The organism is Iningainema tapete BLCC-T55 (assembly GCF_014698965.1).
Classification (GTDB): Bacteria; Cyanobacteriota; Cyanobacteriia; order Cyanobacteriales; family Nostocaceae; genus Iningainema; species Iningainema tapete.
Genome location: NZ_JACXAE010000095.1, coordinates 56,657 through 79,428, shown reverse-complemented (window position 1 = coordinate 79,428; position 22,772 = coordinate 56,657). Strand labels below are relative to the sequence as shown.

18 protein-coding genes and 1 pseudogene are annotated in these 22,772 nt (G+C 41.4%); 8 read left to right on the top strand and 11 right to left on the bottom strand.

Features of this window, described 5'->3' with window-relative positions:
* Positions 1-918: pseudogene (locus tag ICL16_RS31780) on the top strand (S-layer family protein); the annotation flags it as partial.
* 112 nt (positions 919-1,030) lie between these two features.
* Here the strand turns inward: ICL16_RS31780 and ICL16_RS31775 are convergent.
* The 8 genes from ICL16_RS31775 to ICL16_RS31740 all read right to left on the bottom strand — a co-directional run bounded on the left by ICL16_RS31775 (position 1,031) and on the right by ICL16_RS31740 (position 10,444).
* Positions 1,031-1,390 (bottom strand): hypothetical protein, encoded by a 360-nt coding sequence (locus tag ICL16_RS31775; protein WP_190835580.1) that lies wholly within the window; start codon positions 1,388-1,390, stop codon positions 1,031-1,033.
* 147 nt (positions 1,391-1,537) lie between these two features.
* Positions 1,538-2,212, bottom strand: a complete 675-nt coding sequence (locus tag ICL16_RS31770; protein ID WP_190835579.1) for an ABC transporter ATP-binding protein — start codon at positions 2,210-2,212, stop codon at positions 1,538-1,540.
* Positions 2,213-2,314: 102 nt separating this feature from the next.
* The gene (locus ICL16_RS31765; protein ID WP_190835578.1) at positions 2,315-3,604 is read right to left on the bottom strand and encodes an ABC transporter permease; all 1,290 of its coding nucleotides are present in this window, start codon (positions 3,602-3,604) and stop codon (positions 2,315-2,317) included.
* A gap of 15 nt (positions 3,605-3,619) precedes the next feature.
* Entirely contained in the window at positions 3,620-5,209 is a 1,590-nt protein-coding gene (locus tag ICL16_RS31760; protein ID WP_190835577.1) for an efflux RND transporter periplasmic adaptor subunit, read from the bottom strand.
* 163 nt (positions 5,210-5,372) lie between these two features.
* Positions 5,373-5,603, bottom strand: a complete 231-nt coding sequence (locus ICL16_RS31755; protein WP_190835576.1) for a hypothetical protein — start codon at positions 5,601-5,603, stop codon at positions 5,373-5,375.
* A 62-nt stretch (positions 5,604-5,665) separates the two neighbouring features.
* A complete protein-coding gene (locus ICL16_RS46245) occupies positions 5,666-7,456 on the bottom strand; it encodes an ATP-binding cassette domain-containing protein (protein WP_190835575.1) in 1,791 nt (596 codons plus the stop codon).
* Between the two features lie 65 nt (positions 7,457-7,521).
* Entirely contained in the window at positions 7,522-8,808 is a 1,287-nt protein-coding gene (locus ICL16_RS31745) for a type III polyketide synthase (protein WP_190835574.1), read from the bottom strand.
* 43 nt (positions 8,809-8,851) lie between these two features.
* Positions 8,852-10,444 (bottom strand): cytochrome b5-like heme/steroid binding domain-containing protein, encoded by a 1,593-nt coding sequence (locus ICL16_RS31740; RefSeq protein WP_190835573.1) that lies wholly within the window; start codon positions 10,442-10,444, stop codon positions 8,852-8,854.
* A gap of 641 nt (positions 10,445-11,085) precedes the next feature.
* Here ICL16_RS31740 and ICL16_RS31735 point away from each other — a divergent pair.
* The 3 genes from ICL16_RS31735 (at position 11,086) to ICL16_RS31725 (ending at position 16,402) form a co-directional block, all read left to right on the top strand.
* Complete coding sequence (locus ICL16_RS31735; protein ID WP_190835572.1) at positions 11,086-15,807, top strand: beta strand repeat-containing protein; 4,722 nt, start codon at positions 11,086-11,088, stop codon at positions 15,805-15,807.
* 78 nt (positions 15,808-15,885) lie between these two features.
* A complete protein-coding gene (locus ICL16_RS31730) occupies positions 15,886-16,128 on the top strand; it encodes a CopG family ribbon-helix-helix protein (RefSeq protein ID WP_190835571.1) in 243 nt (80 codons plus the stop codon).
* On the top strand, positions 16,118-16,402 hold the full coding sequence (locus ICL16_RS31725; RefSeq protein WP_190835570.1) for a type II toxin-antitoxin system RelE/ParE family toxin: 285 nt from the start codon (positions 16,118-16,120) through the stop codon (positions 16,400-16,402). The genes ICL16_RS31730 and ICL16_RS31725 overlap by 11 nt, the downstream gene beginning before the upstream one ends.
* A gap of 190 nt (positions 16,403-16,592) precedes the next feature.
* Here ICL16_RS31725 and ICL16_RS31720 read toward each other — a convergent pair whose 3' ends face one another.
* Positions 16,593-18,461: a CHASE2 domain-containing protein gene (locus ICL16_RS31720; RefSeq protein WP_202895818.1), complete on the bottom strand. Its 1,869-nt coding sequence runs from the start codon at positions 18,459-18,461 to the stop codon at positions 16,593-16,595.
* Positions 18,454-19,122, bottom strand: coding sequence for a response regulator transcription factor (locus tag ICL16_RS31715; protein WP_190835587.1), 669 nt, complete (start codon positions 19,120-19,122; stop codon positions 18,454-18,456). The genes ICL16_RS31720 and ICL16_RS31715 overlap by 8 nt, the downstream gene beginning before the upstream one ends.
* Positions 19,123-19,308: 186 nt before the next feature.
* Between ICL16_RS31715 and ICL16_RS31710 the strand changes: the two genes are divergently transcribed.
* The 4 genes from ICL16_RS31710 to ICL16_RS31695 all read left to right on the top strand — a co-directional run bounded on the left by ICL16_RS31710 (position 19,309) and on the right by ICL16_RS31695 (position 22,295).
* A complete protein-coding gene (locus ICL16_RS31710) occupies positions 19,309-20,433 on the top strand; it encodes a site-2 protease family protein (RefSeq protein WP_190835586.1) in 1,125 nt (374 codons plus the stop codon).
* A 137-nt stretch (positions 20,434-20,570) separates the two neighbouring features.
* Positions 20,571-21,176 carry a vWA domain-containing protein gene (locus ICL16_RS31705; protein WP_190835569.1) on the top strand — a complete coding sequence of 202 codons (606 nt, stop codon included), beginning with the start codon at positions 20,571-20,573 and terminating at the stop codon, positions 21,174-21,176.
* Positions 21,177-21,290: 114 nt separating this feature from the next.
* Positions 21,291-21,896: a vWA domain-containing protein gene (locus ICL16_RS31700; RefSeq protein ID WP_190835568.1), complete on the top strand. Its 606-nt coding sequence runs from the start codon at positions 21,291-21,293 to the stop codon at positions 21,894-21,896.
* Positions 21,897-21,917: 21 nt separating this feature from the next.
* The gene (locus ICL16_RS31695; protein ID WP_190835567.1) at positions 21,918-22,295 is read left to right on the top strand and encodes a salt stress protein, Slr1339 family; all 378 of its coding nucleotides are present in this window, start codon (positions 21,918-21,920) and stop codon (positions 22,293-22,295) included.
* A 112-nt stretch (positions 22,296-22,407) separates the two neighbouring features.
* Here the strand turns inward: ICL16_RS31695 and ICL16_RS31690 are convergent, their stop codons facing one another.
* Positions 22,408-22,761: a winged helix-turn-helix transcriptional regulator gene (locus tag ICL16_RS31690; protein WP_190835566.1), complete on the bottom strand. Its 354-nt coding sequence runs from the start codon at positions 22,759-22,761 to the stop codon at positions 22,408-22,410.
* Positions 22,762-22,772: the final 11 nt, after the last annotated feature.

The window sequence follows — 22,772 nt, the reverse complement described above, 5'->3', positions numbered from 1 at the left end:
CAGCGTTTACGTCAACTAGGAGAAACCGATCAACTCGTTGATGTTATTGGTTATCAAGGACCTAGCAGTGGTATCTTCGCTAACACTGCTCTTGGTTCTACTGGAGATGGTGGCAGCATATTTATTGACCCCCGTCAAGTCTCGATTCGAGATGGGGCAAAGATCTCAGTCAATAGCGATGGTACGGGCAATGCTGGGAATATTAGCCTCATTGCAGATATTCTCAACCTGGACAATGGATCTGAGATTTCTGCGCAAACTGCGAGTAGCCTTGGCGGTAATATTAACTTGCAATTAGGGGAACTCTTACTGTTGCGCCGTGGTAGTCAAATTTCTACCAATGCTGGTACTGCCCAAAAAGGTGGTGATGGCGGCAACATTAATATCAACTCTAAATTTATCGTTGCAGTTCCACAAGAAAACAGTGACATTACGGCAAATGCTTTCTTAGGTGCTGGAGGCAGAGTACAAATTAATACACAAAGTATCCTTGGTATCCAGTCGCGCCCACAATTAACAGACTTCAGTGACATTACTGCGAGTTCGAGCTTTGGTTTGGCTGGAGAAGTAAATATTTATACGCCAGATTCAGAGCCACTCCAAAACAACCTAATCGAACTACCAGAAAATATCATTGATGCTAACGCGCTGATTGCCAATAGTTGCATAGCTAAACGCAACAATCCATCTGCTAGTATTTTCTTGATTTCGGGTAATGGTGGTTTACCTGAGCGTCCTGGCGATGCTGATCTTTCTCCATATCCTACGGGAAAAATCCGCTCTGTCTCAACTTCTGAGTTAGTTGGAACTAATTCAAAACGCAATGCGAATAAGAAAATCAGCGCTCCAATTGTCGAAGCCCAAGGTATTTATCGATTGGTAAATGGAGAATTGGTACTATCGAGAGAGTGTTCTTAATTTATCCTCTCCAGAATCTAAACGTGTACAACCAAATCCTTGTAGAGACGCTCCGGCGGAGCGTCTCTACATTATTTTTCACGGCTATGTCTATTTATTAATGCCGCTTATTTTAAGGATGTTTGCCGGGAGGATGAGGGGGAAGTCCTAGTGCTTCAATCAATTTTGCCTCGGTTACACCTAATGTCTTTGCTGCACCTTTGATATCAGGACGTGGTGGAGGACTGTCTGAGTTTGTTGGTGGTTGAGCAGGCAGTTTTAGGGCTACTTTTAATTGTGCTTCGGTGATTCCTAATTTCTGGGCTGCCGCAGCAAAATTAGGTGGTTGTCGTTTTTCTGTGCCGTTGGGTGGTAATGAATTTTGTGCCATAGTATCAGATTGATTGGGTAATGTTTTGGAATTTACAGAAGTACAAGCTTCCAGTGTGAGAAGAATAGTCAATAGGATCAACAGTCGATTAAATATCATCAAAATCAAACTCCTCTTTACCAAAGTCTTTTCAGAGAGTCAAACGTTATGCCAATTCTTCTTATAGTTGCTACACGTTTAAACCCCCCAACCCCCCTTTTAAGGGGGGCAAAAAGGGATCTTGTGTAGCCAGCTTTTAGAGAAATGGTATTATCTCAAATTTGGCAGCACAATTGAACCATCTTGAACTCGAATCACTCTTTTCGTCTGGGTAGCTACCTCTGGATCGTGAGTGACAATTACAATCGTGATGCCTTGTTGATTAAGTTCAGTAAGTAAATCCATCACCTCCTGAGATGTTTCTGTATCTAACGCGCCGGTAGGCTCATCTGCCAGCACAAGGGCAGGCTTGTTAACCAACGCACGAGCGATCGCCACTCGTTGTTGTTGTCCACCAGAAAGCTGGTTAGGACGATTAAACAAGCGATCAGCTAATCCCACTCGTGTCAGTGCAAGAGTAGCGATCGCTCGACGTTTTTGCTTGGAGATATTTGCATAAATCATCGGCAGCATCACATTCTCCAGTGCAGTGGCACGAGGCAGCAGATTGAATTGCTGAAATACAAAGCCAATCCGCTGATTGCGAATATGTGCCAACTCCTCATTATCCAGAGTCGTTAAGTTTCTGCCCTCCAAAACATAATGCCCAGCCGTGGGACGATCCAGACAGCCAATAATATTCATTAATGTGGACTTTCCCGAACCAGATGCACCCATAATCGCCACATACTCACCTTGCTCAATCGCCAAATCAATCCGCTTAAGTACAGGTACAGTAACTTCACCCAAGCGATAAGTTTTACTAACCGATTCCATCCAAATCATATTGCTAAGTAACAAGGCATAAATAGAAGTTTGTAGTAAGCGCTTAAGCGCTTAAATCTTTGCCTTGAGCGCTTAAGCGCTCACTACGAACGTAAACATTACTTAATCACTCCTTAACGCAACAATCGGGTCTAATTGAGCAGCATTACGAGCAGGAATTACCCCAGCCAACAACCCAACAATAAACGATAATCCCAACCCACAAACAACAGACCAAATTGAAATCACAAAAGGAAAATTGAACATCATAGCTGAACCGAAAGCAATAGCAATGCCAACTCCCATACCAATACCACCTCCTGTAGTTGAAATCACAATTGATTCAGCTAAAAACTGATTTAAAATCGCCGAATTTGTCGCTCCAACCGCTTTGCGAATACCAATTTCTCTTGTACGTTCCACAACAGAAACCAGCATAATGTTAGCAATACCAATTCCTCCGACAAGCAGAGAAATACTGGCGATCGCCACTACCATAACTGTAAACAAACCCACCACAGTCGTAAAAGTTTTCACAACATCTGTTTGATTTCTAATACTAAAATCATCAGATTGATCAGGACTAAGATTATGCCGCAGACGCAAAAGATTAACAACTTGAAATTGCGCTGTTTTTGACTGTCCTTGATCTCTTAACTTAACATAAATTCCATTCACAGCAAACCCATTTATAGCATTATTACCCACAATTCGACCAGACATATTAGTAAGAGGAATAAAAACTTGATCGTCTCGATCCATCGGTCCTTCCGAACCCTTAGGCTCCAATACACCAATAACTTCGTAAATATTATTTTGAATCCGAATCTGTTCACCCACAGAATTTTTACCACTGCCAAAGAGTTCATCCCGTACTGTAGGACCTAAAATAGCCACAGATTGAGCATTATCTAATTCTGCTTGAGTAAAAAACCTCCCTTGTTTCACAAGAGTGCTTCGCGCCTGCAAATAATTCAAATCAATACCGACAATATTAGTTGAGTGATTCAGCCTACCATAAACAACTTGTCCTGGACGTTGGAGGTAAGCAGAAACGACTTGAGCCACAGGAACTTGCTCCTGAATTGCTTTAGCATCTTCCCAAGTGAGCGTTGAACTAGAACCCACACCCTTACTGATACCACCTGTTCTCGCTGCACCCGCAAAGACTTGTAGCACATCAGTACCTAAAGCTTGAATTTGCTGTTCTGTCGCTTTTTGTACACCTTGACCTACTGAAGTAATGGCAATCACCGAAGCAATACCAATAATTACACCTAACATCGTCAATCCAGTGCGTAATTTGTTACTCCACAGCGCCTCAACTGCCATTGAGAAAATTTCGATTGCCGACACAGAACGAACACGCTGATGAGTCGTTACACTTTGAGATAAGCGAAAAGAAATCGTCATTGTTTCCACCTTTAATTAATGAGGAGGAGCGCCACCACCAGGTGGAGGACCAGGAGGTCCTTCTTGAGGACCTTCATTTTTCGAGCCTGGTAAACCTGGAAAAGAAAGACCAGATTTCTTTTCTGGTGAAGGCGGAAGGCTCATCAATACGTGTTCTGTGCCGTTGAGCCCAGCCTTCACCTCGGTACGATTGTTTACTGTTGCTCCGGTTGTAATTGGAGTAAATACTGGTGGTTGATTTTTCCGCACGACATAAACACCTGCGACATTCTGCTGACGTGTCACGGCAATTGTTGGTACAGTGAGCGCATTCTGCAACTCACCAACTTTAAACTCCGCAGATACATTCATTCCAGAACGCAACAACTTCTTTGCCTCTGAAGCAAGAGCAACTTTCACTTCAAAGCTAGTAACATTTTGCTCTACTGTTGACTGAGCCGCAATTTGTGATACAATCCCCGTGAAAGTTTTTCCAGGATAAGCATCGGCTTTAATTACCACTTGTTGGTTGACACGAACTTGAGAAATATTTCTTTCGGCAACATTTGCCACTACCTGATTAGTGTCAGCCAAGGCGAGAATTGATGATGAAGTGGCGGAAGAAACCGAACTGCCTGCCGTCATAGGCGTAACGAATGCACCCGGATTAGCATACTTGCGAAGGACTACTCCATCAAAGGGAGCGCGAATGTGTGTATCATTCATCTGGGTTTGGATGTTGAGCAGCGAACCACGAGCAGCTTTCACCACTGCACGAGCTTTGTCAATTTCTTCAGTACGGGTTCCCGCTTTGAGCAGAGCTAAAGCTTGCTCTTGCTGCTTTACGTCGGCACGGGCTTGCTCAATATCTTCAGTACGGGTGCCCACTTTTTGTAGAGACAGTGCTTGTTGTGCTTCCGTAACTTGGGCTTGGGCGCTGTCTCTGTCTGCACGTTTTTGGTTTAAACTTTGTAACGAAACTGCTCCGGCAGTGTAAAGATTCTGAGTGCGGCGAAAGTCATCGTCTGTTTTACGCAGGTTAGCTTGAGCTAAATCTAAGCGAGCCTGTGCTTGAGCAATATCTTGAGTACGATTACCTGCGATGAGTTTGTGTAAATGCACCGTCAGTGCCTCTAGTCTAGCTTGCGCTTGAGCAATATCTTGAGGGCGATTGCCTGTGATGAATTTGCGTAAATCTGCTTGTGCTTGTCCCAGTCTCCCCTCTTCTTGGATTAATTGTCCTTGCAAATTGGAGTCATCCATGTGAGCCAACACCTGCCCCTTTGTAACTGAATCACCTTCTTTAACTTGCAGGCTTTTGAGAATACCTGCCGTTTTAGGACTGATGTTGATTACCTGCTCTGGTTGAACGGTTCCATTGGCTGAGACAGTAATGGAAATATTCCGCCGCTCTAATGGTACAATCGGTGGGCGATGATTTTTGCGCTGTTGTTGCTGTAGTTGTTGATAAGCATAATAACTAACACCTGCAAGTAAAAATAAGGAGAGGAATCCAAGTAACCATTTTGGTTTACTTTGTTTTTTTAACGGTGCGACTAAAGACGTGGTGTCAGTTGGATGAGGTGGATGAGCGCGATCGACTGGCTCGACAGGATTAGATGTCATGTTCATTCATTTTTGCTGGACACAATTGTTGTTTTAAAATTTAAATGCGATTCAATAAGTAGGTAGGCGTAAATAAATGCTCGTTTGTAGTAAGGGCTTCAGCCCTTATAACCAAAGCCCCTACGCTCTGAGCTCTTAAGCGCTCACTACGAGGGTTGAGCATTTAGTTGCTAGTAGCGCTGATTATGGAACTATTTACCCAATACCTACTCTTGAAGTGTTCCAGAATTAGTTTGGTATTTTCAATGCCTTTTTTTACTTCTTCTTGTTTCTCTGGTTTAATTTTGCTACCTGCTTGTTCAAAGATATTTTTCAGCGCTTGCTCCAGAGCGATTTGAATTTGAGTCATGTCATCACAAATTTTTTGATTTATTTCTAGTTCAGTAGCGTTCATATCTTGACTCCATTTTAGACTTAATCTACATAATTGATATAATTCCAACTCAAATTAGTAGCTTAACTTAGGTAACTGATTGTCGGAGCGTAGTTTGATTGAATTTGACCGTAGTCAAGTTTAATGATTTGATCTGCGAGGTGAAAGTAACGGTCATCATGAGTGATAACTATAACTGTTTTACCACGTTCTTTAAGTTTGACAAGGCTTTGTCTATAAAATAGATCGCGGAATTGTGGCTCTTGATCGGATGCCCACTCGTCGAATAAGTAAATAGGGCGATCTTCTAGATATGCTGTGAGTAAAGCAAGGCGTTTTCTTTGTCCTTGAGACAAGTTAGTTGTGGAGAGAATACCATTTTTCACTTGAACTTTACGCTCCAACTGCAATTGCTTTAAATACATTTCAACTTCTCGATCAAGGTTACTATGATTCAATCCCAAACAACTGTCGAAAAGGTAGAAGTCAGAGAATATGGCAGAGAAGTGCTGGCGATACCATTCTCGGTTTTCATCAGTAATGAGTACTCCGTTGAGATAAATTGATCCAGTTTGGGATGGATATAATCCCGTAATCAATTTAGCAAGTGTTGACTTACCACTACCATTGCCTCCTACAATATATGTTATTTGTCCCGGTTGCAATGATAAACTAATTGGACCAAGCAGAAACCCTTTTTCTTCGTCAGCAAGGGGATGCCTTTCTAATGGCATATGTCCAGGTTTGGGTGGATGTCCGAGTTTTGGGGGATGTTTTTGTCCGGGTTTGGGCGGATGTTTTTGTCCAGGCGGCAAAAATTGAGCTTCTGGATTTAAAGGTATCTCTTGATCATCGCCATTGGGATGATACAAATAAGTAACTCGATCTAGTTCTAGTTTAAGTTCTATTTGACCGGTTTGTCGGCTAATGTAATTAGTTGTCTCTATTTCGGACTGGCTTGTTAATGACAGCTTCATCATCTCTATTTTCTGCAGAGCAACAGTACCTTGTAGTAAATCAGGTAATCGGCGTAGAAGGTTTTGTAGTGGCAGGGATAAATAGGTAGTGGTGAGGACATATGTTGCTAGTAATGGGATGGGGAGATGAATGAACAAGGGTAAGATGAAAAGAATAAAGCCTAAACTGGAAAGCTGCAAAAATTGTCCCATACCATTGGCGATCGCAAAACTTTGCATTGCCTGACGATTTTTCTGACGCAGTTTTGCGGCACTACCTTGTAAGTTTTTTGTAGAAAAATCTTCTCTTCTTAAAGAGTGCAGTTTCAGTTCTTTAGTACCTCTAGTAATGGCTTGAAAATGCTTGAATAAATTATCCTCCTCTTGACGTGCTACCGCAAACAAACGCTGTGCTTTACCGATTCTAGTCTGAACACACCACATGGCAAGAGCAGAGGTGGCGATCGTCAAAGCAAATATAACATTTGAAATCCAAGCCAAGTAAATTAAGCATCCAATTACCGTAGCAAGATCGATACAGATACTTGGAATTGCCGACACAGCGTGTGAAAGTACGCGAACATCATCAGTTAGTGTTGCGAGTAAACGATTCTCTCCCAGTCTTTCTAAATGTTGTAAAGGTGAAGATAAAATGTTTTGGCTTAACCTGACTCGCAATTGGTAGATCGCATTTTGCGAGAGATTAATCAGCATAAATTGCGTAATAGTACTCGTAAACAGAGTACACAGACTTAATGCCGCAAAATATAAAAGTGCATTCGGCAGAGACGCTCTACTGACAGCTTGATTTATAAGTGAAATAAGCATCGCGTTACTACCACCACTAATTAAACCTGTGATAGTCGCAATCAATACATTCCGCCATGATATTTCCAAAAGAAATCGAATAAATCTCATGCTGATGTCCTTACAAAGCAAAAGTTACAAGAAAGAAGCATAAAATAGATATAAAACCCGTTTATCTAAAGTTTTTGAAACAGAATACCTTCTATCCCAACTCCTGGTGAAAATGAAAAGGCAATTCCCGTTAACGCTTTCTTTTTTTCATTCAAGTTACCCAACCCCATATATTTTTCCTCAACACGAGGCGAATCGTTCTCATATCTGCGCAACATGCGTTCCATAACAAACAGTACTGAGGGACTAAGCATATTGCCATACTGGCGAAGTACTTCCCAACTATCAGCAACTTGACTATCACTCAATCCCAGAGAAGACTGTGCATTCTCAATAATTCTTGTGCCACCAGGATGAACAGCCCAAAGATCGATACTCTGTTTAGTCAACTTATGGCTAGTGAGAAAACGTTCGATAATTGGATTCACACCAGTTCTAATGTAATCAGGTAACTGACGCGAAAGCTGACAAGTAATTCCGTTATCCCTAATACCAAGCACAATCCCATCTTCAGTATTTTCCGCAAGATAACTGAGGTGATCCTTAATCACAACTTTACCTCTGGCTTTGGCTTGCTCTTGTTCACAAGCTCCAATCACCACTGCAGCACATCCGTCGCCAAAAATACTATGAATAATCACATCATTCATGTCGTCTTCAAACACTGCATTGATTGAACTAAGTTCAAGGCAGACTAAAAGCACTTTATGTGTAGGATGAGCGCGTACATGATCGCAAGCAACACGCATTCCATTCATCGCTGCTGCACAACCCATAAAGCTTACTGTAACTCTAGCTGTATCTCGCCTGAGTCCAAGGCTTTTAATCAATTCTGTATCTACTCCTGGTGCGACGAAGCCCGTACTGGATACAAAAACAATCAGACGGATCGAATCTTCAATGCTTTCTTTTCCCAAATGATTGCTAGTTTCTTTCTGTTCAGCAGTTAAGAGTGCTTTTCTCGAAACCTCCTCAGCGAGGGGAACACCATATTCCATAAACATTTGCATCCGAGACTGAATGTTGTGGTGGTGGCTCTTACTCAAGGTTTCATCAGATAATAAGTCGATCGCCAAGTGCCTTGTATCAATGCGAGTATTTCTGTAAAGCTTATCGATGCGAGAGCGATTTTGCTCCAAGGTAGGAAGGTTTATCACTACTTTAGCCGCATCAGATTGTCGAACGATGTTGTTGGGAGTACCAGTTGCTATGCTCTCAATAGTAGGGAGAAACTGCTTTGACTTCATCCCACTCTTGTTATAAAAGCTGTTTATTACTTGAAACAGCTTTGGCTGATTCAGAGGGTAGTTAATTATGGGCTGATGTACATCTGGGGTAGTTTTAGTGTTCATACAATCGTTCTCCTTATCATACTTAAAGAATGCAAATCATCAATTATATCGAACCAATACCAGCAAAACCTTGCATAATATATTTCACCGCTTTCTGTAATTCGTGTGGATGAAAGTGTTCTTTCCACAGTCCAAAGTTCTTTTCTTTTGCCATTCTTGATGGACTAAATAAGTAATGTTTCGTCAAGATGGGTAGGCGATCAATGAAGAAGTTCTTTGGTTGCTCCCAAACAACGTTAAATTTCTCGGCTTCTTCTCTAACAATATCTTCGCTGATCACATTTGCAAAACCACTTCTTTGATAAGGAAGCACATGGTGTACGCGATGGGGACTAAGACCAGCCGACAGAAAACAGTCTACGTACTTGTTACCAATCATAGTCAAATCATAGGTATTTTGAATCTGGAACACTGCCCAATCTTTTTCCTCTTTATGATTGACTCGTGTTTCTAATTCTACTTCAGCTTCAAAATCGTGACTAGCAACAATCATGAAAGTGCTAAGCCATAAAGTGAGAACAAATTGTGCAAACCAAGCTCCAAAATCACCATGCAAGCAAAACAAAATTAACTCACTTACTAGAAGTATACGCATTCCAAAGAGTCCAATATAGTGGGGTAGACTTCCTTGCCAAGAGCCGTATAAATCTTTGACACCAAACTTGAATCCCAGCATGGATATCTCAATTGCTCGCACAAACATACCAGTGAGAATATGTGCTAATTTATGTACTGTATGAACTGGAATTCGATAGTAACGAGGAAGGTCAAGCATGGCTGTAAAAACATTTCTCTTGATATCAACCTCACTCTGAGTATATGGATGATGCATCAAGGCGTGACCATCAGTAACTACGAAAGCCATCGGGACATAGCTAATATCAAAAATCTGTGCAAATATTTTGTTCAGGCGAACTTGCGCTCTATGGATGAAATAGTGACCTGCTCCGGCAAGGGAGATTCTTAGTACCACCATGAGTGGAACAAACAGATAAACTGGCATGTACTGTGTGAAGTTTAATCGCAGCACTTCCACAAGAATATAGACGATGCCCAAAATTATAGTGACACCATCGAACATAAAGTCCATTTGCGCAATCTTTTTCTTCATTTCTGGCTTGTTTAGCCTGATCTTGATCTGATTCAGTAATTGATCTTGACTATCGAAGTTAAACTTTGGTGTATCTTTCCAGCCGTCAAAACCTTTACGAAACAGAAATTCTGGCGCAGCGTATTTGGGATGAACGTCCTCAGGTAATGCTCTTCGCCCTAATGCATATTTCTTGAGCATTTTTTTATTCTTTTCGGGATTGGGATGAAAAATATTAATCAGTGTTGTGATATCTCTATTTTTCATCCTTCCGATAAAGAACTCACCACCTGGATGCTGCTTAATAAAATCAGATAGATCGTATGCTTCTCCGTCATAAACCCATACGTTAGGCATGTTAGGTGGTGGCTCTTTGAGAGGAAGTTTTTTCCCCATCTCTTCAGGAGGTAGTTCTGGTTTTTGGTTGTGAGGGCGTTTAATATCTTCAACAATAGTTGTATTTTGCCTAACAAGTTCGGTAGGTTGCTCAAAGTCGCTACCTTTGAGCATTTGTTCTTGCTTAACAGTTTGTTCTACTACATTCATTAGATTCTTCCTTGGTGATGCTGAATAGGTAATGATACTTGCAAAGTAATCAGGATGAAATATTACTAACTTTTTCTAGGCATGTTACCTAAAAAAAATTACTTTCTACCTTCAGCGCGATTACTTAAGTGCGCTTGTTGAACACAATAAAAAATTTACTTAGTTATTTGTTGATTATTTGTGCTGATTAGATTGCTTCTTTGGGACTCATTGATTGCACAAAAGTGCAATTGAAGTTAAATTTAGATTAAGTTTAAAGAATTAAAATATTATGTATATTTTTTATCACAAATTGTGATGAACAACTTATGGAAACTTTACAAAAATACATCGAGAGAAAGCGGAATTTCCGACAAAAACGAAATAATCCGATTTTTTGCCTCAATATGCAAATGTAGTAATAAAAACCTAGTTATAATTTAATCAGCTGCGTTTAATGCGATTAATTAAGAGTTTGTTGGCAATAAATAATGCTTGTTGAAAATAGGCAATGCCCTTTTTATGTCAACTGCATTGCTTTTTTATGACAAAGTGATTGCACTTTTGTGCAAGATTAAATTTCAATTAATCAGAGAAAATATTACTATTTTATACTGCATCTTGATTAAACAATTAATCTAAGTATGTGTTGGATGCAGCAGATGACACAAAGACACTGGTTAAGTTGGTGTTGGCAATTGGGATGGGTAGGGTGTTTGGGATGTATGAGTGCGATCGCCCACTTTAGCCCTACCAGAGCGCAGAGCAATATAGTGCCAGATAACACACTTGGTGTAGAATCATCTGTTGTCACACCCAACGTTCAAGGATTGCCAGTAGAAGCAATCACAGGTGGGGCAGTACGCGGAGCTAACCTATTTCACAGTTTTCGAGAATTCAATGTTGATGCGGGAAGAGGAGCTTATTTCTTTAGTCCTAATGCTAGTATTCAAAATATTCTGGCACGGGTAACAGGTAGTAATCGCTCAGAAATTTTGGGAACTTTGGGAACTTTTGGAAATTCTACCCCAAACTTGTTTTTGATTAATCCTAACGGGATTATTTTTGGTCCGAATGCAGGATTAAATGTAGGCGGCTCATTTGTGGGTACAACAGCGAATGCAGTTCAATTTGGCAACTTCGGTAATTTCAGTGCTGACGCACCAGTTGCACCCTCCTCTTTGCTGACAATTAATCCATCAGCGTTGCTGTTAAATCAAATCTCACCAGGTTCAATTACCAACAAATCTACTGCATCAGCCGGGATCGATCCGATTGGTAATCAGGTGACAGGTTTGAGAGTGCCAGATGGTCGAAGTTTACTGCTAGTTGGTGGCAATGTCAACTTAGATGGTGGTAGCCTTAGAGCTTATGAAGGTCGGATTGAATTGGCAGGATTAGCAACACTAGGAAGTATTGGGCTAGATGTAGCAGGTAATAATCTGAGCTTAAATGTTCCAGATCGAGTGCCAAGAGCAGATGTATTTCTTCGCAATGGGGCAGAAGTGAATGTCCGTGCAGCCAATAGTGGTAGTATCGCTCTTCATTTTCGCAACGTAAATCTGGCAGAAGCAAGTAAACTGCGTACTGGGATAGGATCAGGATTGGGTACGCCAGATAGCAGAGCGGGAGATATTGAAATCAATGCCACAGGGGAAACCACCTTAAGTGATGGCAGCTTTATTGCTAACGTAGTGCAACCAGAAGCTACAGGCACTGGTGGTAACATCAACATCAATACAGGTTCGCTCACACTACGCAACGATGCTGCTTTGAGTACCAGTACCGATGGAAAAGGGGATAGCGGCAGGGTATTTGTGCAGGCATCGGATACTGTATCTTTAGCGAATAGCACCATCTTCAGTAGTTTGGAAGCGAGCGCAGTAGGAAATAGTGGGGGTATTTTTATTACAGCAGATTCGCTCACCCTCACTGATGGCGCTCAACTGCAATCTGGTATTATTGGCGCAAACGCTTTAGAACCTGGTGGGCGTGGCAATGCCGGAGGTGTAAATATTAATGTAGGCGCGAACGTTACTTTGACAGGAGTAAATCAAAACGGCTTGCGCAGTGGCATTCTCAATCAAATAGAAGCAGGATCGGTGGGCAATGGTGGTGATATTAACATCAAGGCTGGGTCTTTGTCTTTAACTGATGGCGCTATCTTGAATACCAGCACGAATGGGCAAGGAAATGGGGGAAACATTATCATCAATGCCCGCGATCGCATTGACTTTGATGGTAAAGGCAACACCTTTAGCAATGCAAATACTACTGTACAACCAGAAGCTGTTGGCAAAGCCGGAGACATTCGGGTAACAACAGGCACTATCTCATTAACAAATGGAGCCTTTCTCTCTAGCAGCACTTTAGGAAACGGGGATGCTGGTAAGATCACAATTGATGCCCGCGATACTATTAGCTTTGACGATGGTTCTGCTCAAAGCTATGTTTTTAGAAGGGGTGTGGGTAAGGGGGGAGACATCCGAGTCACAACTGGGACGCTCTCATTGACCAATGGCGCTCAACTAGTTACCAACGTTGGTGGGCAAGGAGAAGCAGGTAACATTATCATTGATGCCCGCGATACAGTCAATATAGATGGCAGAGTGGGCTATGCAATTAGTGGTTTGCAAAGCAGCTTGCTCACTGGAGGTGAAGGCAAAGCGGGAAACATCCAGATGACAACTGGTTCCCTCACAGTACAAAACGGCGCTCGAATATCTACAAGTACGGATGGACGAGGAAGTGCAGGCAACATCACTTTAAATGCTCGCGATACCATAACCTTTGAAAACAGCAGTGCAGATAGTGAAAAAGGAAGTAATGACGTAGGCAGTGGTGGAGATATCCGCGTGAGTGCTAGAGCGCTGTTCTTAAAAAATGGCGGTCAACTCAATGCTAATAGCTTTGGTTCGGGTAATGCTGGCAGTATCATAATTAATGCTAGCGATCTCGTTGCCTTTGACGGTGTGGGTAACAATGAACTCTCAAGTGGAGCAAACAGCTTAGGAGGTAATGGCAATGGGGGAGATATCCGGGTGACAACCGGAACATTATTATTAACCAATGGTGGTCAACTGTCTAGCTTTGCAACAGCAGGAAATGCAGGAAATATCACTATCGATGCCCGCAATACTGTTAGCTTTGATGGGGTAGGCAGCAACGGACGCTCTAGTGGTGCTTTCTCAGAATTATTGGAAGGTAAGGAAGGTAAGGGAAAGGGAGGAGATATTTTTGTGACAACAGGTTCCCTTTCCCTCACCAATGGCGCTCTACTTGTGTCCAATACAGCTGGGCAAGGCAATGCAGGTAATATTACGATCAATGCCCGTGATACCATTACTTTAAACGGCACAGGCAGCAATGGAAGTTCTAGCGGTCTTTTTAGCTCAGTAGGATCTACTGGCGTAGGTAAAGGCGGAGACATCCGGTTAACAACAGGTTCGCTGACAGTAAGTGATGGCGCTCGACTTGTTTCCAATACCCATGGGCAAGGTAATGGTGGCAATATCACTATTGATGTTCGCGATCGCGTAACGTTTGATGGGGTGGGTAGCAATCAAAATTCCAGTGGGGCTTACAGCACAGTAGAACCCAATGGTGTAGGCAATGCCGGAAATATTAACGTCACAACTGGAGCGTTGTCTTTGAACAACAGTGCTCAATTCAGTGCTGGTACTTTTGGTTCAGGAAAAGCAGGCGATATAAATATTAATGCCAGTGATGCGATTACCTTGAATAGCACAGGCAGCAATGGACGGCTTAGCGGTCTTTTCAGTGGGGTAGGATCTACTGATGTGGGTAAGGGCGGTGACATCCGAGTAAAAAGTGGAACACTTTCCTTATCCAATTTTGCTCAAATCAATGCCACTACTAGTGGACGAGCAGATGCAGGTAATATCTCAGTAAAGGTGGATGATGCTGTAACACTAACAAATTCCAGTCAAATCACAACTTCTGTTGCGTCTGGAGGTTTGGGCAAAGCTGGTGACATTGACATACTTGCTGATTCTCTATTAGTAACAGATGGCGCTCAAATCCAGTCAGTCCTTTTTCGACCAACGGGAAATCTGAAAGCGGCTCAAGGACGTGGGGGAAATATTCGCGTTACCACAACTGATTCTATCACTGTTTCTGGCATCAGTTCGACTGGATTTTCTAGCGCCTTGATCACTGGTACGGGTAGAGAAACAACCGGAAATGCTGGTAATATTACGCTCACAACTCCTAATTTTCGAGTTTCAGATGCTGCAGTTGTCAACGCTGACACTTCTGGTTTTGGCGACGGAGGTAACATTACCATTAACGCCAATTCCTTTGCCGCCCTCAATGGTGGACAAGTGCTAACTAATACTTATGGAACAGGCTTAGCTGGAACCATCACCCTGAATGTGAAAGATACCTTAACCTTAGCCGGAACTGACCCAAACTTTACTCAACGCCAAGCCGAAGTTGAACAGCGTTTACGTCAACTAGGAGAAACCGATCAACTCGTTGATGTTATTGGTTATCAAGGACCTAGCAGTGGTATCTTTGCTAACACTGCTCCTGGTTCCACTGGATTTGGAGGAAGCATATTTATTGACCCTCGTCAAGTCTCTATTCGAGATGGGGCAAAGATCTCAGTAAATAGTGATGGTACAGGCAATGCCGGGAATATTACTCTACTTGCAGATATTCTCACCCTGGACAATGGAGCGGAGATTTCTGCGCAAACAACCAGTAGCCAAGGCGGTAATATTAACTTGCAGTTAGGGAACATCTTACTGTTGCGGCGCGGTAGTCAAATTTCTACCAGTGCTGGTACTGCGCTTAAAGGTGGTGATGGCGGCAACATTAATATTAACTCCCAATTTATCGTTGCAGTTCCGCAAGAAAACAGTGACATTACTGCAAATGCTTTCTTAGGCAATGGTGGCAGAGTACAAATTAATACTCAAGCTATCTTCGGTATTCAGTCGCGCCCACAGTTAACAGACTTGAGTGACATCACTGCGAGTTCTAGCTTGGGTGTGGCTGGGGTAGTTAATATTAATACACCTGATACTGATGCTCTGCAAAACAGCCTAATCGAACTACCAGAAAATATCATTGATGCTAACGCGCTAATTGCCAATAGTTGCGTTGCTAGAGGCAATACCTCAAGTGGTACTTTCTTTATTACAGGCAACGGTGGTTTAGCTGAGCGTCCTGGTAATGCTTCCCTTTCTCCTTATCCTACTGGAACAATCCGCTCTATACCAAGTGTTGGTGAAAAGACCACATCACTTACTACAAAAAACATCAACCCTAACAAAAAAATTAGCGCTCCAATTGTGGAAGCGCAAGGTATTTATCGATTGGCAAATGGCGATGTAGTTCTGAGTCGAGAATGTCCTTAGTAAAATTAGACTTTTATCTTGCATTGTCTTGCAATGCAAGGCATAATGAAAAAAGAGCTTTGGTATGATTCGGTTGATATGAGTAAAGAAAATATTACCTTCCGCCTGGATAGCGAAAAGAGGGCAGTTTTAGATGAGATTGCGGTTAGTCTGGATCGCGATCGCACCTACGTATTGAATGAAGCGGTTAACCTTTATCTTGAAGTTTATCAGTGGCAGATAGCAGAGATTAAGGCAGGAGTAGCAGAGGCTGAAGCAGAAGACTTTGCCACAGACGAAGAAGTTAAAACTGTTTTTGCGAAGTTAACCAATGCGCATTAAGTGGCTCAAAAAAGCACTCCGCAATATTGTACAGATTCACGAATATATTGCCAGAGACAATCCAGCAGCAGCTATTAGTGTAACTTTGAAAATTCAACAAGCTGTCAACCAGCTTGCCGATACTCCATATATAGGTAGAATAGGAAGGGTTGAAGGAACCAGAGAACTAGTTATCCTTCAAACACCCTATATCGTAATTTACCGCATCAAAGGCGAGAGTGTCCAAATCATCCGTGTATTGCACTCATCCAGAAAGTATCCGAATAACGATTAAATTACAGCAGAGTTTCCCTTGTAAATCGATCACATCGTAGGGGCGCTCTTGCCTTAAGAAAGCAGCTTGGTGACGCTTACGCAATTTTCACTAACAATGTCTGACTACTAGTCTTTGATTGGGAACGAGATACAACCAAAAATGAAAAACAATATTTAATGTAGAGACGTTACATGTAACGTCTCTACAGTCACCATGTAAGTTGACAAACTATCCCCTTGGGAGAATTAGAAAATCTCTCAAACTTACCTCCTAACTGCTTGGCTAAAGAACGCGCTTGCTTTGTACCAAATCCTTGATGCACTGTTTTCTCATCCATCCCCAAACCATTGTCTGCTACGCGAATAATGTTTTTACCTTGCTTTTGGCAACAAGTGACATCAAGTCTAGTAGTACCAACCGCATACTTACCTACATTACACAGTGCTTCTTCCAGAAAGCGGCATAGACTGCGCTTTTTTTCTATACTCAATCGCTCAGACATCGGTTCAAACTTAAACACCTTAACCTTAATACTTTTAAAGTAGGGATAGTCTCTTTCTAAAACGTCGTGACAAACTTCGTAGAGAATTTCGTGCAGCGCTTGGGCTAAATCCAATTTTTGTTCTCGCAAGTACAAACTACTTACCTCACAAGCAGTTTCTTTTCTGACTAAATCATAAACACTGCGAAGTTCTTGATTGAGTTGCTGAAGTTCTGAGAGAAACTGTTCAGGTGTTACATCTGAATTGCTCTGAACCTTTCTTAAAATTCTACCCAGCGTTTGTAATGGTTGACTGTGAATAGCATCAAAAGTTTGGTCAATCACTAACTGACGATCTTTAATACGCGATCGCAATGCTTCATCATAGCGATAAAAAGCTGCCAACACCACACTATTAAACACCAAAGTCATCAAAGCTGGTACAAAAGGAATCCACCAACCAAGAAGCAGTAAGCCATAACATACTCCAACCAAACAGATACTTACAATAGTAACAACAACAAGAACTTTGAGCGGAGAACGGATAATACGTCCCAAACTAATCCCCAAAATACCCCAAACGATAATCCAAAGATACTCCCATACATCAGCCCACACATGAATATGCGATCGCTTATTCAGCACTGCACTGATAATTTGACTAATTACGTGTGCTTGTACCTCAACTCCATAAATCAAAGCAGGATTTTCACTCTTAATTGCGGCTGAATTTACATAATCTTTAGCACTAGGGCTAGTCATACCAATTAATACAATCTTACCGCGAATTTGCTCCTGCTTTACCTTTCCAGTTTGAATATCTAACAGTGAAACCATGTGAAAAGGTTTGCGCCCAGAGCGAAAATTGATTAATATTTGAGTACCACCTACATCTGCTCTCACGTAACCACCAAAATTAGACTTAATTCGCGGAAATTCAGTAGAATTAAACCTCATCCCATAAGGATCACCATCCACATTTTCTAAAGAAATTCCTTTAGTTTTCAGATAGGCTTCTGCTAAATTCAACGATAGAGAATGTCGCCAACGTTCCTGAAGATTTGATGTAGCTAACAAACTTCGTCTCAGATATCCATCTGCATCAATCACAGCATCAGAAAAGCCTAACTGTTCTTTTGGTAAATTTGGCGGTGGATTGACTGTAGAACCACTGGGATCTGGTAAAACTTTTTCCACCACAACTAAATTTTTAGTTTCTTTTAAAGTCTGAACAAATTCTTTATGCCCTGGCTCTACAGGTAAATCTCTAAAAATATCCAAACCAATTACAGCAGGTTGATAGCTTTTTAGCTTTCTTAATAATGTAGCAATATCCCGATCCGGAATTGGATAATTTTTAATACGAATATCTTGCTCATTAATCCCAACAATCACAATCCTATCATCAACTTTTTCCTCTGGACGCATCCACAGAAATTTATCCAACGCCGCCCATTCTAAAAACTGTAGCGAACCAATTAAACGGAACGCAATCACAAATGTAATTGCCGCAATTCCTGGTAGTATGCCACCCTTGAGATCCCCGACTTCTTTAAGAAGTCGGGGATCTGGGAAGATTAGCCATTTCTTAATCAATCAACCCTTCCTCTCTTGCCCGAATTTCAGTTTGAATACGTAAATTTTTACCTGCATCAGGATACACCCCCAATTCATCCTGAATTTTTTGCCAGTAGTAGCGGACTGTTCTTTGGGCAACATTTAAACGTTCGGCAATTATAGTATCTTGTAAACCCTCATTATAAGCCATTTGCAGCATATCCAACCATTCCGGCTTTACTTCCAAAGCAGCGCGCATCTCTTTGGGAGTATAAATTACACCCCTAAACGCCCATTCAACTTTAGTTAACAACTCCTCAATAGACTGGCTTTTATCTGCCACTGTAAAACCTCCTTCATGAAGGCTAATAGCAGGTTTGAGCCGTACCAAAGCACGGGGAAACATACTTTGCACTACAATATTTAGGGTAGGATACTGCTGCATCAGCGTCTTAATCAGCATAATCCCGTTTTCAGTTCTAGCAGTTTCTCCACTACTGTGTGGCATAGCCAAATCAACTACAACCAAGTCAGGTTTGATAGTTGCTACTTGATTCAGTGCTGCAGTAGAAGTTTGTGCTTGAACAATTTCGGCTTCGGGATAGTGCTGTATCAATACATTAACAGTGGCATGTAAGACTAACTCTTGGTCATCCACTACCAAAATTTTCTGTTTGTTGTTGGTGACAGGTGAGTGCATAGAGTGTTCGGAGTGAGTATTATCAACGAAATTACCATGTTTGGATGATTTTAGTCGCATAACCGTACCATAAAAGACGGACTCCACGACAGTTGTTTAGCTTAAAATTGCTTAACGTTTCGTTACGATAGAAACATCAAGATAAAGAGAAACAATCTCTTGCAGCAAAAATTAAAGGTGAACGACATGAATGGCACAATTCGCGTTGGGAGCCTCTTTGGGATTCCCTTTTATATCCATCCTTCCTGGTTTTTAGTTCTAGGGCTAGTAACTTGGAGTTATGGCAGTGGACTAGCAGCACAATTTCCTATATTATCTGGGGGATTGCCTTTGCTACTAGGATTGATGACGGCGCTGTTGTTGTTTAGCTCTGTCGTTGCCCACGAATTAGGACACAGTTTTGTTGCTATTCGCCAAGGTATTGATGTGAAATCAATCACACTGTTTATATTTGGCGGGTTGGCAAGTTTAGAAAGAGAATCGAAAACTCCAGCAGAAGCTTTTTGGGTGGCGATCGCAGGTCCTTTAGTAAGTCTGGTATTATTTACCATATTCACAGCAATTGGTTTTGCCACGATGGCATCAGGACCAATCGGAGCGATTATAAGTGTACTTGCTTCTGTAAACTTAGCTTTAGCACTGTTTAACCTCATTCCCGGCTTGCCTTTAGATGGGGGAAATATACTCAAAGCAATAGTTTGGAAAGTTACAGGCAATCCTTATAAAGGTGTAGTGTTTGCCAGCCGCGTAGGACAAATATTTGGTTGGGTAGCGATCGCCAGTGGTTTAATTCCGTTACTATTGTTTGGCAGCTTTGCTAACTTCTGGAACTTGTTAGTCGGATTCTTCTTGCTACAAAACGCTGGTGGTGCGGCTCAATTTGCCAGAGTACAGGAAAAACTTACAGGTTTAACAGCAGCAGATGCGGTAACACAAGATAGCCCAATCGTCTTTGCTCATCTTACCCTCAGAGAGTTTGCCGATCAGCGGATTTTAAATTGGCAAAACTGGCGTCGGTTCCTAGTAACAGAAGATAATGGGCAACTAGTAGGAGCAATATCTGTTGACGACTTACGCATGATTCCTACCACACAGTGGACAGAGACTCAAGTCAAAGATATAATGCGACCGATTGAAAATACTTCCACTGTACAATCAGATCGACCCTTGTTAGAAGCAGTGCAGCTACTCGAACAAAGAAAGTTATCTGCGCTTACCGTAATTCGTGACAACGGCGTGTTAGTTGGAATCTTAGAAAAAGCAGCAATTATTGACTTGCTCCAAAGAAGAGCGCAAGCAAACCCTGCATAATTGTTACATTTTTTGTGGAATTGTCTACCCCACAAGAAACTCCCTCAACAAGTCTGGGGGATTTTTTTTGCATAACCATATCGATGCCGTAACAGTGTGCCAAACTAGAACCACAGGGTAACAATTTGGAGGAAATTATGATGAGCGATCGCGATTACACATTAATTCTTGACAAAAGCGGCAGTATGTCCACCCCCGATCAAGTTGGTGGTAAAAGTAGATGGGAAATAGCCCAAGAGTCTACGCTGGCTTTAGCAAGAAAAAGTGAGCAATTTGATCCAGATGGTATTACTGTATACGTGTTTTCTGGGAGATTTAAACGTTATGATGACGTAACATCAGCCAAAGTTGCACAAATATTTATAGAAAATGACCCAGCAGGCACAACAAATTTAGCAAGTGTACTCCAAGATGCAACCAACAATTACTTTCAGCGTAAAGCAGCAGGACAAACAAAACCCAACGGAGAAACAATATTAGTTGTTACAGATGGCGAACCTGATGATCGCAAAGCAGTATTTGAGGTTATCATTGATGCATCTCGAAAGATGGATCGCGATGAAGAATTAGCAATCTCTTTTATTCAAGTAGGCTCAGATCCACAAGCAACAAAGTTTCTCAAAGCTTTGGACGATCAACTACAAAGCGTCGGTGCTAAGTTCGATATATGCGACACAGTTACCCTAGATGACTTAGAAGACATGAGCCTTGCCGAAGTATTAATGAATGCAATTACTGATTAATTGCTAATTGTTAATTGTTGGTAATTTTTATCTACGATTTGTTATTGTTTTAAGTAAAATAACTGATTTATATTAGCTATTAGCCAAGAACCATTAGCAACCTCAGGAGTAGAAATGCTAGAAAATCGTGATTATACCCTAATTATCGACAAAAGCGGCAGCATGGCAACCCCAGATCAAAAGGGAGGTAGAACCAGATGGGTAGCCGCACAGGAATCAACCTTTGCTTTAGCAAGTAAATGTGAGCAATTAGATCCCGATGGGATCACAATTTACTTATTTTCGGGAAAATTCAAGCGTTACGAAAATGTCACATCAAGTAAAGTCTCACAAATTTTCCGCGAAAACGATCCCTCTGGTACCACTGACTTAGCTGGTGTATTGCAACATGCAACAGATAACTACTTTCAACGCAAAGCAGCAGGTCAAACCAAACCAAATGGTGAGACAATATTAGTAGTTACTGATGGTGAACCTGATGACCGCAAAGCAGTAATGAGAGTAATAATTGAAGCTTCGCGGCACATGGATATTGATGAAGAACTAGCCATTTCTTTCATTCAAGTTGGTACAGATGCCCAAGCTACCCGCTTTCTTAAAGTATTAGATGATGAATTACAAGGGGCTGGTGCAAAGTTCGACATCTGTGACACTATTACTATGGACGATATGGAAGACATGAGTTTGTCGGAAGTTTTGCTCAATGCCATTAATGATTGAGCATGTTGAGGATATATAATTATGGACTCTCTCGATCAGTTACTAGCTGAACTAGAAGCGGAATATAATGGAAATAAACCTCAGCATACTTCAGCAAAACCATTACCACCAAAAATAAAATCAGCATCTTTAATAGATAATCTTTTGGCAGAAGTTAAAGCTGACTTTGAAGAAAAAGATTTAGCCGCTCAACTGCAAAAACAGCAAGAAATCAAACAAGAACAAGAAAGACTGGCAAAGCTTAAAGCTCAAAAACAGGAGGCAATCAAAAAGCAAGCTTCATCTTGGTTAGCTAACTTAGATCCTTTATCAACAGAAGGTATTTGGTTTGAGACGTTTGCGGAAAAATACTCTTCTAAATTAGAGGCAGCAGTAGATTATTTGCAAAGTAATGAATAGAGTCAAAAAAATGCAAAATTCTTTTGATTAATTTTGCATTTTGAATTGATTAATGATTGTCAGCGCTCAAGCGCTTACTACAAATTTATATTTATTTAAACTTAAAGCACAACTACATACCATCTTGCTTTTGATTTATTTGCGATAAATGCTTAACACCCCATTCATGCATTGCATAGAGAATTGGTTTTAAACTTTCTCCTAAAGGCGTTAATGAATATTCTACTTTTGGCGGAATTTGGGGGTAAATTTCTCTATGAATAATGCCGTCTTCCTCTAACTCCCTGAGTTGCTGAGTAAGCATTTTTTGCGTAATTCCATTTAAAGCTCGTTGTAATTCGCCAAAGCGTTTTACTCCTGCCATTAATTCTCTAATAATCAAAACCTTCCAGCGCCCACCAATCACTCTGAGTGTAGTTTCTACCTCACAACTTAGCCTGCTGTGGTTTTCCGCTTTAGCTTCCATAGTTACTTTTT

Bases quoted from the DNA above. Each gene is read 5' to 3' on its own strand.
- ICL16_RS31690 (WP_190835566.1), bottom strand. From the start codon at position 22,761: ATGGAAGCTAAAGCGGAAAACCACAGCAGGCTAAGTTGTGAGGTAGAA.
- ICL16_RS31745 (WP_190835574.1), bottom strand. From the start codon at position 8,808: ATGAACACTAAAACTACCCCAGATGTACATCAGCCCATAATTAACTAC.
- ICL16_RS31715 (WP_190835587.1), bottom strand. From the start codon at position 19,122: ATGCACTCACCTGTCACCAACAACAAACAGAAAATTTTGGTAGTGGAT.
- ICL16_RS31725 (WP_190835570.1), top strand. From the start codon at position 16,118: ATGCGCATTAAGTGGCTCAAAAAAGCACTCCGCAATATTGTACAGATT.
- ICL16_RS31760 (WP_190835577.1), bottom strand. From the start codon at position 5,209: ATGACATCTAATCCTGTCGAGCCAGTCGATCGCGCTCATCCACCTCAT.
- ICL16_RS31765 (WP_190835578.1), bottom strand. From the start codon at position 3,604: ATGACGATTTCTTTTCGCTTATCTCAAAGTGTAACGACTCATCAGCGT.
- ICL16_RS31735 (WP_190835572.1), top strand. From the start codon at position 11,086: ATGACACAAAGACACTGGTTAAGTTGGTGTTGGCAATTGGGATGGGTA.
- ICL16_RS31755 (WP_190835576.1), bottom strand. From the start codon at position 5,603: ATGAACGCTACTGAACTAGAAATAAATCAAAAAATTTGTGATGACATG.
- ICL16_RS31700 (WP_190835568.1), top strand. From the start codon at position 21,291: ATGCTAGAAAATCGTGATTATACCCTAATTATCGACAAAAGCGGCAGC.
- ICL16_RS31770 (WP_190835579.1), bottom strand. From the start codon at position 2,212: ATGATTTGGATGGAATCGGTTAGTAAAACTTATCGCTTGGGTGAAGTT.
- ICL16_RS31710 (WP_190835586.1), top strand. From the start codon at position 19,309: ATGAATGGCACAATTCGCGTTGGGAGCCTCTTTGGGATTCCCTTTTAT.
- ICL16_RS31705 (WP_190835569.1), top strand. From the start codon at position 20,571: ATGATGAGCGATCGCGATTACACATTAATTCTTGACAAAAGCGGCAGT.
- ICL16_RS31740 (WP_190835573.1), bottom strand. From the start codon at position 10,444: ATGAATGTAGTAGAACAAACTGTTAAGCAAGAACAAATGCTCAAAGGT.
- ICL16_RS31730 (WP_190835571.1), top strand. From the start codon at position 15,886: ATGAGTAAAGAAAATATTACCTTCCGCCTGGATAGCGAAAAGAGGGCA.
- ICL16_RS46245 (WP_190835575.1), bottom strand. From the start codon at position 7,456: ATGAGATTTATTCGATTTCTTTTGGAAATATCATGGCGGAATGTATTG.
- ICL16_RS31695 (WP_190835567.1), top strand. From the start codon at position 21,918: ATGGACTCTCTCGATCAGTTACTAGCTGAACTAGAAGCGGAATATAAT.